Raw genomic sequence first — 12,629 nt, 5'->3', positions numbered from 1 at the left:
AGGGAGAAAGGCGGTGCATACTTTTCCACCGAGCAAAGTTGCAAACCGACACGGTACTTTTCCACCACGCCGATCGGTCCCCTCTCCCTTTGGGAGAGGGTTAGGGTGAGGGTAAGAGAATTAAGACTTCGTAGACTGCTCAAAGCGGCGCAGTAACTGATTCCCACGCTCAACGGCGGTATCCAGCGCCTGCTGTGGCGTCTTCTTGCCGGTCCACACGCTCTCCAGCTCTTCATCCACAATCACGCGGATCTGCGGCATGTTGCCCAGACGCAGCCCTTTGGTGAACGGCAACGGCGGCTTGTTCAGCATCTGACGCGTCGCGGTATCCGCCCCAGGGTTTTTCTCGTAAAAGCCCTGCTCACGGGTCAGGTCATACGCCGCTTTGGTGATCGGCAGATAACCGGTTTTCTGATGCCACTCAGCAGCGTTTTCTGGCTTCGCGAGGAAGTCGAGGAACTTCGCCACACCTGTATAAGTTTCTTTATCTTTGCCCTGCATCACCCACAGGCTGGCCCCGCCGATAATGGCGTTTTGTGGCGCATCTTTCGCATCGGCGTCGTAAGGCATCATGCCTACGCCGTAGTTAAATTTGGCGTACTCGCGAATGTTGGCAAGAGAACCGGAAGAAGCGGTCGTCATCGCACAATCACCGTTATAGAACTTCTCGGTGGATTCATCCTTACGCCCGACATAGCTGAAATCGCCCTTCTTGTTCATCTCTTCGAGCATGGCGATGTGTTTCACCTGCTCCGGCTTGTTGAACTCCAGCACCGCGTCTGTGCCGTCAAAGCCATTGTTTTTGCTGGCAAACGGCAGACCGTTCCATGCGCTAAAGTTTTCCAGTTGGATCCAGCCCTGCCAGCCGCTGGCGTAGCCGCACTTCATGCCGGAGGCTTTCAGTTTCGCGGCATAGTCCGCCAGATCCTGCCAGGTTTTCGGCGGCTGTTCCGGGTCTAAACCCGCTTTCTTGAAGGCGTCTTTGTTGTAATAGAGAACGGGAGTCGAGCTGTTGAACGGCTGGGAGAGTAAGTGGCCGGTTTTGCTGTCGGAGTAGTAACCTGAAACCGTCGGCACAAACTGCGATTCATCGAAGTTAATCCCCGCCTCTTTAAACACGTCATATACCGGTTTAATGGCTTTCGACGCCATCATGGTAGCGGTGCCAACTTCATAAACCTGCAAAATAGCCGGCGCGTTACCGGTACGGAATGCGGCAATCCCCGCACTTAAATTCTGTTCGTAGTTGCCTTTATAGGTCGGTACAATTTTGTAATCCGGGTTTTCGGCGTTAAAACGTTGGGCCAGAGAGTCCACCTCTTTACCCAGTTCCCCTTCCATAGAATGCCAGAACGGAATGGTCGTCACTGCTTGTGCATTCCCCATTAACGCCAGTCCGAGCGCCAGTGCTGAAGCTGTATAATGTAACGGTTTCATCGTTTATCTCTCTTGTTGTACCGAATGCGCGAATTCACGCGTTTTATGCTCGCGGGGTAACATGACATGCTCGAATTACAGAAAAATAACTTTTTTGTTACATTTGTAAGATAGTAAGGTGTCAGAAAGATGACAAGGCAGTGACGGCGCGGGTGAGGGAAAATGGGAGATGGGACACGGATAAGCGGAAAAATAGAAGTCCTGTGTCAAACTCTACAGATTGTAGATAACATGCTCATCGTTTCATGCTGGATGCGGCGTAAACGCCTTATCTGGCCTACAAGATCGTGCAAATTCAATATATTGCAACTCACCCAGTAGGCCTGATAAGCGCAGCGCATCAGGCATTTTTACATTTGTCTGCTGTCTCAAAGGAGTCTTTTGACTCCCTATCAATCAACGTGTTATTACCCGCCTAAATACGCACTTCTCACCGCTTCGTTCGCCAGTAGTGCATCACCAGTATCGGAGAGCACCACATGGCCGTTTTCCAGCACGTAGCCGCGATCCGCCAGCTTTAGCGCCTGGTTAGCGTTCTGCTCGACGAGGAAAATAGTCATCCCCTGCTCGCGCAGTTGCTCGATGGTGTCGAAGATTTGCTGGATGATAATCGGTGCCAGTCCGAGCGAGGGTTCATCAAGCAGTAGCAAACGCGGGTTGCTCATTAGCGCACGACCAATCGCCAGCATCTGCTGCTCACCGCCGGACATGGTGCCTGCCCGCTGAACACGGCGCTCATGCAAACGCGGGAACAGCTCATACACCCACTTTATGCGCTCCTGAAACTGGTCGCGTTCGGCAAAAAAGCCACCCATTGCCAGGTTCTCTTCCACCGTCATCCGCGAGAAGACACGACGTCCTTCCGGGACAATCGCTACCGCTTCACGCATGATTTTCGCCGTCTGCCAGTCGGTAATGTCTTTATCATCAAACACAATTCGCCCGCTGGTGGCGCGCGGGTCGCCGCATAACGTGCCGAGTAAGGTGGTTTTCCCCGCACCGTTCGCACCTATCAGGGTGACAATCTCGCCCTGATTGATATGCAGGCTCACCTCATGCAGCGCCCGGATTTTGCCGTAGTGGGCGCTGACTTTGTCAAAAGACAACATGACTTTTTCCATCTTATGCCTCACCTAAATAGGCACGGATCACGTCCGGGTTATTACGGATCTGTTCCGGCGTGCCGTTTGCCAGTGGCGTCCCCTGATTGACCACGTAAATTCTGTCTGAAATACCCATCACCAGCTTCATATCGTGTTCAATCAACAAGATAGTGGTGTTGTGATGGTTACGAAGCTCGGCAATCAGCTCATCCAGCTCTTTGGTCTCTTTCGGGTTAAGACCTGCCGCAGGTTCATCGAGCATTAAAATCTCCGGCTGCGTCACCATGCAGCGGGCGATCTCCAGACGACGCTGGTCGCCATAGGCCAGGTTGCTCGCCTGACGGTTAGCGTGTTCCAGCAAACCAATGCGTTCCAGCCAGGTTGCGGCTCGGTCGAGCGCCTCACTCTGGGCGCGACGGAAAGAAGGCGTTTTCAACAGGCCGGAGAACAGCCCGGTTTTCAGTTGCTGATGCTGCGCCACCAGCAGGTTTTCAATCACCGTCATTTCACGGAACAGACGCACATGCTGGAAGGTGCGCACCACGCCCATGCGGGCAATTTGCTGACCCGGCAAACCTTCCAGATGCTGATCGCGCAGTAAAATGGTGCCGCCGGTGGGTTTGTAGAATCCGGTCAGGCAGTTAAAGACCGTGGTTTTTCCGGCTCCGTTAGGGCCGATTAACGAGACGATCTCCTGCGGGTACAGCTCGAGATTGACGTTGTTCACCGCCAGCAGGCCGCCGAAGCGCATCATCAGGCCGTTAACAGATAATAAGGGCTGATTCATGCCTGCTCTCCTTTCGCTGCGCCGTTTTTCAGCTTGAGTTGCGGGCGCGTCATGGGCAGCAAGCCCTGCGGACGCCAGATCATCATCAGCACCATCAAGCCACCGAGCATTAACATGCTGTATTCGTTGAAATCACGCATCAACTCGCGCGACACCACCAGCAAAATTGCCGCCAGAATCACCGCGAACTGCGACCCCATGCCACCGAGCACCACTATCGCCAGTACAAAGGCTGATTCGGCAAAGGTGAAGGATTCCGGGCTGACAAAGCCCTGACGCGCAGCAAACAGCGTTCCGGCAAAACCCGCAAACGCGGCGCTGATGGTAAAGGCGGTCAACTTGATACGGCGCGGGCTTAAGCCCAGCGAACGGCAGGCGATCTCGTCTTCACGCAACGCTTCCCACGCACGCCCCAGCGGCATCCGCAGTAAGCGGTTAATGACAAACAGGCTTAACACTACCAGCAGCAACGCCACCAGGTAGAGGAAGATGACGCGATCGGACGGATCGTATTTCAGGCCAAAGAAATTGCTGAAGGTATCCCAGCCGCCTTCACGAGCGGTACGACTGAACTCAAGACCGAAGAAAGTGGGTTTCGGGATCTGACTGATACCGTTCGGACCGCCGGTAATTTCGGTGTTATTGAGCAGCAATATGCGCACAATTTCGCCGAAACCGAGGGTAACGATCGCCAGATAATCACCACGCAGACGCAGCACCGGGAAGCCGAGAAGGAAGCCCGCCGCCGCTGCCATTAACCCGGCAATTGGCAGGCAGGTCCAGAAGCCCAGACCGTAATAGTGATTGAGCAGCGCAAAGGTGTAAGCACCGATGGCGTAAAAGCCGCCGTAACCCAGCACCAGCAGACCGGAAAGCCCCACCACCACGTTCAGCCCGAGACCGAGGATTATGTAGATCATGGTCAGGGTGGCGATATCCACCGTCCCGCGTGAGACCATAAAAGGCCACGCCACCGCCAGTACCAGCAGCGCCACGAGGAACAGCTTTTGCTTCACCGTGGAGCCATCAATCGCAGGCAAAATAAACTTCGGCCCGGAAACGCTTTTCAACCCCTTTTGGAAAGCAGGTCGCACAAGCTGGAAGAAAAAGACCACCGCCGTACCAATAAATACCCACTGCCAACGGATATCTGAAGCACTGTCGACCACCAGTTTGGTGCCATCCAGCTCCAGTTGCACGCCCATAAAGACGCCCGCCAGAACAAAGAACATCGCAGCAGAGAGCAGCGCCATTGCAATATGCATCGGTTTCATACTTTCTCTACCTCCGGACGACCCAGAATACCGGTCGGCATCACCAGCAGAACCAGAATCAGCAGGGCGAATGAGACCACATCTTTATATTCCGTACTCAGATAAGCCGAAGAGAGTGCCTCCGCAATCCCCAGAATCAACCCGCCAATCATCGCCCCCGGAATACTGCCAATCCCACCGAGCACCGCTGCGGTAAAGGCTTTCATCCCGGCCATAAAGCCGATGTAGGGGTTAATCACACCGTAGAACTGACCGAGCAGAACGCCCGCCACCGCCGCCATCGCCGCGCCAATCACAAAGGTCAGCGCAATCACCCGGTCGGTGTTGATGCCAAGCAGGCTCGCCATTTTCAGGTCTTCGGCACAGGCACGACAGGCGCGCCCCATACGGGAATAGCGAATGAAAATCGTCAGCGCCAGCATGGCGAGGAAGGTAACAATCCAGATCACCGCCTGCATGGTGGTAATAGACGCAGAGAAGTTTTCGCTATGACCCACCACCCACTGACCGTTAAACAGGCTGGGCAGCGCCACATCGCGCGAACCTTCAGTCAGGCTGACGTAGTTTTGTAGGAAGATAGACATACCGATTGCCGAGATGAGGGCAATCAGGCGTTTAGAGTTACGCACCGGGCGATAGGCCACCCGTTCGATACTCCAGCCGTAGGCGCTGGCAATGACTATCGCGCCGACGAATCCCGCCGCCACCAGCAGCCAGCCGGTATCAATGCCCATCATCATCAGCGCGGCGATGATCATAAATGAGACGTAGCTGCCAATCATGTAAACCTCGCCGTGGGCGAAGTTGATCATGCCGATAATGCCGTAAACCATGGTGTAGCCGATGGCAATCAGCGCGTAAGTACTGCCCAGCGTGACGCCGTTAAACATCTGCTGCAAGAAATACAAAAACTGCTCAGACATAAGGTAACCTTTCTAAACCTGCCCGCTTTTCACGGGCAGAGGGATTTTCACTTGGCTGCCGTGGATGAACCGTCGGCATGCCACTGGAAGACACCAAAATCAAATCCCTTCAGATCGCCTTTTTCATCCCAGTTCAGCGGCCCAATCACGGTGTTTGCACCGTTAGCTTTTAAATCTTTCACCAGCGCCAGCGGCTCATCGCTGCCGGTACGCTCAAGGGCAGTCGCCAGAGATTGCACCGCTGCGTAAGTGATCCAGACATAAGGCCCGGACGGATCTTTCTTGTCTGCTTTCAGCGCATCAACGATGCCTTTGTTTGCCGGATCCTGGTCATAGCGTTTTGGCATAGTGACCAACATACCTTCGGCAGCATCGCCAGCAATATTCGACAGCGACGCATTACCGACACCTTCCGGCCCCATAAACTGAGTTTTCAGGCCAACGGAACGCGCCTGGCGCAGCATCTGCCCCATTTCCGGGTAGTAACCGCCGTAGTAAACGAAGTCGATGTTTTCTTTTTTCAGGCGGGCGATCAGCGCGGAGAAATCTTTCTCACCAGCGGTAATGCCGTCGAAAAAGACGACGTTAGCGTTAGCCGCTTTCAGCCCATCCTGCACCGAACGCGCCAGCCCTTCGCCATATTGTTGTTTGTCATGAATGATGGCGATGCGCTGGGGCTTCACCGTCTCAAGAATGTATTTTGCTGCCGTAGGCCCCTGGGAAGAGTCCAGCCCGGCAGTACGCATGATGTGTTGATAACCGCGCTGAGTCAGCTCCGGGTTGGTCGCTCCCGGCGAGATCATCAGGATACCTTCGTCTTCGTAGATATCCGACGCAGGTTGGGTAGAAGAGGAACACAGATGCCCAATAACGTATTTAATGCCGTCGTTAACGATTTTGTTGGCGACCGCAACGGCTTGTTTTGGGTCGCAGGCGTCGTCATATTCCACGCCAACCAGCTTATCGCCTTTAATTCCCCCTTTAGCATTAATGTCTTTAATCGCCTGACGCGCGCCGTTAAATTCCATATCGCCCCACTGGGCAATCGGGCCGGACATCGCGCCGACAACGGCAACTTTAATATCGTCGGCTAAAGCAGTGTGTGAAATTGCCAGTGCAATCATCCCTGCGATGATAGTTTTCGCATTCCGTTTCATAGTCAAAAATCCCCACTCGTAATGTTGTGTTGCTTTGTTTTTTATGTGTTAACAAATCAGACTGTTCTTTTTTATACTGCGCTGTTTTTGCCTGTCCGATTAAGGGTTTAGCGCAGTTTTTTGTGATGATATCGATTAAAATCCCTATTTTTCAGTCGATTAAGAACAGATAATATTCTGAATTAATTGATAGATAAACAGAAAAAAGCGCAGTTGTCAGCATAAAATAACGGTACAAAGGGCGGAATAATTCACTACCATTCAGGGGATTATGCTGGACAATTTTCATTCTATAATGTTTTTAATTTGTAATTATTGCTGAAAAAAAATTAATCACCTGCCAAAAGAAATAAAAAAGAGAAAGCCTCCGATTAAATTATTTCGCTACACTGGTTCCACTTTTGTGATTTGTACGGGTTCCCCATGAAGCTGACCATCATTCGATTAGAAAACTTTAGCGACCAGGATCGGATTGACCTGCAAAAGATCTGGCCGGAGTATTCTCCTTCCTCTTTACAGGTTGACGATTCCCACCGTATTTACGCCGCGCGTTTTAACGAGCGCCTGCTCGCTGCCGTGCGAGTAACCTTAAGCGGCACCGAGGGAGCGATGGATTCCCTGCGAGTGCGGGAAGTCACCCGGCGGCGCGGCGTAGGGCAATATCTGCTGGAAGAGGTGCTGCGTAACAATCCTGGCGTTTCATGCTGGTGGATGGCGGATGCAGGCGTGGAAGATCGCGGCGTGATGACAGCGTTTATGCAGGCACAGGGGTTTACGGCACAACAGGGCGGCTGGGAGAAGCGTTAATCGCTCTGTGTAAAAAGCAGTTCTATGGATTTGGTTGGGAAAAATAACGCATTTTCGTTTTCTCCGACCAACGGGATAAAGCCCAGCGACTGATAAAACGTATGGGCTTTTTCATTCAGCGCCTCGACAAAAAGACCGTGAATACCTACCGCTAAAGAGGCTGACCAAACGACTTTCATGGCATGAGCAACCAGTGTTGCTCCCCATCCCTGCCCCTGTATTGAACGATCAATTGCCAGACGCCCAAGAGTGACGCTGGGAATATTTTTGTAGGGAATTTTTTTCTGTTTCGATTTTGAGGGCAATGCAGCTCGTTCAAAACAACTGCCGGATAATGTGTAATATCCCAGTATTTGACGTTCTGGGGTGTTGCCGCGAAGGATGTACGCTCGTAGAATTTTATTGCGATGTTGACGAACCAGATGTGTTGTCAGAAAGAGATTTAAGGCTTCCTCGCCGCAGTCGAATCGCAGTAGATCATAATCTGCATCATCAGTCAGAATCTCTATCGTCAGCTCATCCATAAATTATTACATTCCCTGAAGACGTTTTGCCGCACGTTTTAGCTTTTCACCTGGTGACGGCGGATTACTCAGCGCATCCATCACCCGCGTCCAGGACTCCTCATTAAGGATCACTCGCCGATGCTGTTCAATCACTTCTGCAGCCCGCTGCGAGGCACTATTCAACATAAATTGGCTGACGGACTGATTAGATATCGCCGCCGCTTCCTCAATTAGACTTTTGTCATCGTCAGTTAAACGCAGATCGATACGCTGCTTTTTAACAGCAGACATGTAAACTCTCCTGCTACTTATAAATATGTACGGAATTCTACCGTACATTAAGCATATCCTGGATTGTTTAATCTTTCTACAACCATTTCGACAAACACAAAAAAACCCGATGGCGGTTCAGCTCATCGGGCATTTTCATTTATCTATCTGTTACTTCGCATCGGTCGCCGTGCCGTTGGCGTGCCAGTCAAATACGCCGAACTCAAAGCCTTTCAGGTCACCTTTCTCATCCCAGGTCAGCGGTCCCATCACCGTATCAACCGAGTTCGCTTTCAGGTATTTGGCGATCTCCGCCGGATCGTCAGACTGATTCAGCCCGGCCTGCAAAGATTGCAGCGCCGCGTAGGTGGTCCAGACGAATGCGCCGCTTGGATCCTGTTTTTTCGCTTTGATCGCATCAACAATCGGTTTGTTCGCCGGAACCTGATCATAGTTCTTCGGCTTGGTCACCAGCAGTCCTTCCGCTGACTCGCCCGCGATATTAGACAGCGAAACGTTAGCCACACCTTCCGGCCCCATAAACTGAGTTTTCAGCCCCGCCGCGCGCGCCTGACGCAGGATCTGCCCCATTTCCGGGTGATAACCGCCGTAGTAAACGAAGTCAATATTCTCTTTCTTCAGGCGTGCCACCAGGGTAGAGAAATCTTTTTCCCCGGCGGTGATGCCATCAAAGAACACCACGTTAGCATTGCCTTTCTTCAGGCCGTCCTGCACCGCACGCGCCAGACCTTCGCCGTACTGTTGTTTGTCGTGGACGATAGCAATACGCTGCGGTTTCACTTTCTCAAGAATATATTTTGCCGCCGTCGGCCCCTGGTCGGAGTCCAGACCGGTGGTGCGCATAATCAAGTTATAGCCACGGGCAGTCAGCTCTGGCGCGGTTGCCGCTGGGGTGATCATTAAAATGCCTTCGTCTTCATAAATGTCAGACGCTGGCTGCGTTGATGAAGAACAGAGGTGACCAATGACATATTTAATGCCGTCGTTAACCACTTTGTTCGCCACGGCTACGGCCTGTTTCGGGTCACAGGCATCGTCATATTTTACGATTTGCAGTTTGTTGCCTTTAACGCCGCCTTTGGCGTTGATATCCGCAACCGCCTGCTCTGCGCCAGTAAACTCCTGGTCACCGTACTGAGCCACCGGGCCAGACATTGCGCCCACGACCGCGACTTTAATATCTTCTGCCAGAGCCATATTGCTGAATGCCAGCGCGATACATCCTGCCAGTAACGCTTTACCCTTTATATTCATCCTGAGAATCCCCATTCTTCTGGTTATTACGTGTGTTGTGATGTTGTTGTTCAGCACTTTATTTCGTTTTATGCATGACTACCCGTGCTTTAGCAGCATACTCTGCTAAAACATACCCCATTTTTATGATATTGGAATAGATATTTTGACAGTTTATTAACAAACTGCGCGTGGATTGGCTTTTGCCAGAAGGGAAAATTGATTATTGCAGAGGCTCAAAAAACAAAAACCCCGGACTCTCATCCAGGGTTCTCTGTTTAACAGCGGAAATTACGCTTCAATAGCAGCGCGAAGTTTTTTCATCGCATTCTTTTCAAGCTGACGCACACGTTCAGCGGAAACACCGTAACGGTCGGCCAGTTCCTGCAACGTAGATTTGTTGTCTTCGTCCAGCCAGCGCGCGCGGATGATGTCCTGGCTACGTTCGTCCAGACCCTGCATCGCATCGGTCAGTCGGTTTGCCGCCTGCTCTTCCCAGTTATCGTCTTCAATGCCGTCGGCAAAGTTAGATGATTTATCCTGCAAATAGAGCACCGGAGCCATCGGCTGGCTGTCGGAATCGTCGTCGGAAGACATGTCAAAAGTCATGTCCTGTGCCGCCATACGCGATTCCATCTCACGGACGTCTTTGCTGGTTACGCCCAGTTCGCGAGCCACCATTTCGACTTCATCCTGGTTAAACCAGCCCAGACGCTGCTTGGTTTTACGCAGGTTAAAGAACAGCTTGCGCTGCGCTTTGGTGGTCGCAACTTTGACGATACGCCAGTTACGCAAAACGTATTCGTGGATCTCTGCTTTGATCCAGTGAACGGCGAAGGAGACCAGGCGCACACCCACTTCCGGGTTGAAACGGCGCACTGCTTTCATCAGGCCGATGTTACCTTCCTGAATCAAATCCGCCTGTGGCAGGCCATAGCCCGCATAATTACGAGCAATATGAACAACAAACCGCAGGTGAGACAGGATCAGCGTTTTAGCTGCTTCCAGATCGCCATGGTAATGCAGCTTTTCAGCCAGCGCCCGCTCCTCGTCAGCCGACAACATCGGCCACGCGTTAGCTGCCCGGATGTAAGAATCCAGGTTGCCAACAGGGGCTAAAGCTAAACTTTGCATTTTGTCAGTCATTCAAATCCTCTCAATCGATATCTTCTGGCGCTTCAGTGGTAGCAACAACTGTGCCAGAGCTTAAGAGCAACGAGATTATCATTCACAGTTTTATCAGACCGTGATTTTATCCACAAGTTCAATGCTGGCTTGTGAATAAATTACGCACAAAATGTGACATAGAGATGAAATACCGGGAAGAGACAACGGGGTCTCTTTCCCTGCTACGGAACCCATTGCAGGGAAAGAGTATAACACGCTTTTATTATTCAGGCGTAAAGTGGCGTAAATGTTGTACCGTGGCAAGCCACGCTGCCACCCAGCCAATCATCGAGCATACCAGCAGCAATAGCAGGCATTCATCGAACGATAAACCATTGATATCAAACTTCGTTCCGAAAACCTGTGCCACTTCCGCAACCGCCGATGACAATCGCAGCACCAGAATTTCTGACAAAATTAATGACAACAATGCGCCAGAAAATCCCAGCAGTGCGCCACCGTACAGGAACGGGCGCAGGATGAAACCATCCGTCGCACCAATCAGTTTCTGCACGTTAATGGAGTCACGGCGAGCAAAGATACTCAGGCGTACACTGTTACCGATGACGAGGAACACTGCCGCCACCATCAACACGCCGATCATCGCCGAAACACGCCCGACCAGCCCGGTCAACGCCGCCAGACGGGCAAACCAGCTGTCATCCATCCGCACTTCGTCAATGCCGTTAATCTGCGTGATACGATCACGCAGCGTATTCAGAGACTCCGTACCCTGGAAATCGAGTTTCGGGATCACCACCGCCACTGCCGGAAGCGGGTTTTCTTCCAGCATATCCAGCGCACCACCAAAACCAGACCAGTTACGGAACTCGCCCAACGCGTCTTCGCGAGAAAGATAGTTCACTTTCTCCACGCCCTGTTCGGCCTGTAGCTGTGCCACCACGCCCGCAGCGGCGTCATCGTCCAGCGTTTTTTGCAGATAAACGGTGATTTGCGGTGAGGGATAATACTGCGTCGCCGCCTGGTTAACGTTTTTGTACACCATATAGCAGACGCTTGGCAGCGTCAGGGAGATGGCGATGACCATCACCGTTAAAAACGTGGCGAACGGTTTACTTTTGAGATCCTGCAAAGCGCCGTGGAACGCATAACGCACCTGTTCGTTGAAAACGTTGGTTTTGCGATTTACCGGTTTTGGCGAGGATTTCGCGCGTTTCGGCGCATTACGACCACCGTCGCCAGAACCGCCGACCGATTTACGGAAGCGATCCAGACGTCCGCCAAACTGCCGGATATGATTGATTGCATCGCGCTTATTCATGGCCCACGCCTCCATGCAAGTGACCATCGCTCAGGGTGAGCATACGATAGGAACGCCGCGAAATCAGGTTGATGTCGTGCGTTGCCATCAATACCGTTACCCCAACGCGGTTAAACTCTTCAAACAGACGTAAAATTCCTTCCGACAGCGCGTCGTCAAGGTTACCGGTCGGTTCGTCCGCCAGCAGTACCGCAGGTTTGTTAACCACCGCGCGGGCAATGCCAACACGTTGTTGTTCACCGCCAGAAAGCTGAATCGGAAAGTTCTTCGCTTTGTCCAGTAGCCCGACTTTATCCAGCGCCGCCGATACACGACGACGAATATCGTCACCGCTGGCACCGGCGATAATCAACGGGATCGCCACATTATCGTAGACAGTACGATCCATCAGTAGATGGTGATCCTGGAAAATCATGCCAATCTGGCGGCGCAGAAACGGAACTTCACGGTTTTTCAGACGCGTGATGTCATGGCCGCTAAACCAGATTTTCCCGGCGCTGGGCCGCTCAATCCCACAGATCAGCTTCAGGAGGGTACTTTTCCCTGCACCGGAATGACCGGTCAGAAACGCCATCTCACCCGGCTGCATATGGAACGTAACGCCCTGCAGCGCCTGTCTCCCACCGAGATAAGCCTTGCTGACATGTTCAAAGCGAATCATT

Annotated in this window: 13 protein-coding genes; 1 reads left to right on the top strand and 12 read right to left on the bottom strand. The window is 52.2% G+C overall.

Annotated features, from left to right (window positions below; all coding sequences use genetic code 11):
- Positions 1–120: 120 nt before the first annotated feature.
- The 6 genes from ugpB to livK form a co-directional block, all read right to left on the bottom strand.
- Positions 121–1,437 (bottom strand): sn-glycerol-3-phosphate ABC transporter substrate-binding protein UgpB, encoded by a 1,317-nt coding sequence (ugpB, locus tag BEG40_RS09870; protein WP_000803181.1) that lies wholly within the window; start codon positions 1,435–1,437, stop codon positions 121–123.
- 407 nt (positions 1,438–1,844) lie between these two features.
- A complete protein-coding gene (gene livF / locus BEG40_RS09865) occupies positions 1,845–2,558 on the bottom strand; it encodes a high-affinity branched-chain amino acid ABC transporter ATP-binding protein LivF (protein ID WP_105285327.1) in 714 nt (237 codons plus the stop codon).
- A gap of 1 nt (position 2,559) precedes the next feature.
- A complete protein-coding gene (gene livG / locus BEG40_RS09860) occupies positions 2,560–3,327 on the bottom strand; it encodes a high-affinity branched-chain amino acid ABC transporter ATP-binding protein LivG (RefSeq protein WP_001075510.1) in 768 nt (255 codons plus the stop codon).
- Positions 3,324–4,601 carry a branched chain amino acid ABC transporter permease LivM gene (livM, locus tag BEG40_RS09855; RefSeq protein WP_000803775.1) on the bottom strand — a complete coding sequence of 426 codons (1,278 nt, stop codon included), beginning with the start codon at positions 4,599–4,601 and terminating at the stop codon, positions 3,324–3,326. Before livM ends, livG begins: the two co-directional genes overlap by 4 nt.
- Positions 4,598–5,524: a high-affinity branched-chain amino acid ABC transporter permease LivH gene (gene livH, locus BEG40_RS09850; protein WP_001295111.1), complete on the bottom strand. Its 927-nt coding sequence runs from the start codon at positions 5,522–5,524 to the stop codon at positions 4,598–4,600. Before livH ends, livM begins: the two co-directional genes overlap by 4 nt.
- Before the next feature lie 47 nt (positions 5,525–5,571).
- The gene (livK, locus tag BEG40_RS09845; RefSeq protein ID WP_105285326.1) at positions 5,572–6,681 is read right to left on the bottom strand and encodes a high-affinity branched-chain amino acid ABC transporter substrate-binding protein LivK; all 1,110 of its coding nucleotides are present in this window, start codon (positions 6,679–6,681) and stop codon (positions 5,572–5,574) included.
- 423 nt (positions 6,682–7,104) lie between these two features.
- Between livK and panM the strand changes: the two genes are divergently transcribed.
- Entirely contained in the window at positions 7,105–7,488 is a 384-nt protein-coding gene (gene panM, locus BEG40_RS09840) for an aspartate 1-decarboxylase autocleavage activator PanM (RefSeq protein ID WP_016159564.1), read from the top strand.
- Here the strand turns inward: panM and ataT are convergent.
- From ataT to ftsE, 6 genes are all read right to left on the bottom strand, one after another.
- Complete coding sequence (gene ataT, locus BEG40_RS09835) at positions 7,485–8,012, bottom strand: type II toxin-antitoxin system toxin acetyltransferase AtaT (protein ID WP_105285325.1); 528 nt, start codon at positions 8,010–8,012, stop codon at positions 7,485–7,487. The genes panM and ataT overlap by 4 nt on opposite strands.
- Positions 8,013–8,018: 6 nt before the next feature.
- Complete coding sequence (ataR, locus tag BEG40_RS09830) at positions 8,019–8,285, bottom strand: type II toxin-antitoxin system antitoxin AtaR (RefSeq protein WP_001277103.1); 267 nt, start codon at positions 8,283–8,285, stop codon at positions 8,019–8,021.
- Between the two features lie 150 nt (positions 8,286–8,435).
- The gene (gene livJ, locus BEG40_RS09825) at positions 8,436–9,539 is read right to left on the bottom strand and encodes a branched chain amino acid ABC transporter substrate-binding protein LivJ (protein ID WP_010350765.1); all 1,104 of its coding nucleotides are present in this window, start codon (positions 9,537–9,539) and stop codon (positions 8,436–8,438) included.
- Positions 9,540–9,809: 270 nt separating this feature from the next.
- Positions 9,810–10,664: an RNA polymerase sigma factor RpoH gene (gene rpoH / locus BEG40_RS09820; protein WP_000130220.1), complete on the bottom strand. Its 855-nt coding sequence runs from the start codon at positions 10,662–10,664 to the stop codon at positions 9,810–9,812.
- Between the two features lie 244 nt (positions 10,665–10,908).
- The gene (ftsX, locus tag BEG40_RS09815) at positions 10,909–11,967 is read right to left on the bottom strand and encodes a permease-like cell division protein FtsX (RefSeq protein ID WP_001042003.1); all 1,059 of its coding nucleotides are present in this window, start codon (positions 11,965–11,967) and stop codon (positions 10,909–10,911) included.
- Positions 11,960–12,628 carry a cell division ATP-binding protein FtsE gene (gene ftsE, locus BEG40_RS09810; protein WP_000617723.1) on the bottom strand — a complete coding sequence of 223 codons (669 nt, stop codon included), beginning with the start codon at positions 12,626–12,628 and terminating at the stop codon, positions 11,960–11,962. Before ftsE ends, ftsX begins: the two co-directional genes overlap by 8 nt.
- Position 12,629: the final 1 nt, after the last annotated feature.

The sequence above is a fragment of the Escherichia sp. MOD1-EC5495 genome, from assembly GCF_002965965.1.
Taxonomy (GTDB): Bacteria; Pseudomonadota; Gammaproteobacteria; order Enterobacterales; family Enterobacteriaceae; genus Escherichia; species Escherichia ruysiae.
Note: the sequence above shows the minus strand (reverse complement) of the source record. Positions and strands in the feature narration are given on the sequence as shown.